This is a genomic window from Leifsonia sp. SIMBA_070, from assembly GCF_046534635.1.
In the GTDB taxonomy this organism is placed as follows: Bacteria; Actinomycetota; Actinomycetes; order Actinomycetales; family Microbacteriaceae; genus Leifsonia.
Genome location: NZ_JAWRYK010000596.1, coordinates 1 through 254, shown reverse-complemented (window position 1 = coordinate 254; position 254 = coordinate 1). Strand labels below are relative to the sequence as shown.

General features: G+C 46.5%; 1 protein-coding gene. It reads left to right on the top strand.

Translation table 11 applies throughout. From position 1 onward, the window contains the following. Positions 1 to 254: PfkB family carbohydrate kinase (locus SB754_RS21615; RefSeq protein WP_410784370.1), on the top strand; the 254-nt coding region annotated here is incomplete at both ends.

Genomic DNA, 254 nt, shown 5'->3' with positions numbered 1-254 from the left:
AGTTAGAAATTCCGATTGCGGTTGTGGGTACGGCTGCAGAATTAGCGCGATCAATGGGTGTGAAAGTGATTTTAGATCCCGCCCCGGCTCAAGAATTACCCTTCCCCCTATATAGCAATATTGATATTATTACTCCCAACGCCCTAGAAGCAGAAGTATTAGTGGGTTTTCCCGTTACCGATACTGACTCCGCCCAACAAGCTGCCACTCAATTACAAAGCCAAGGGGTTAACACCGTCATGATTACTTTAGGG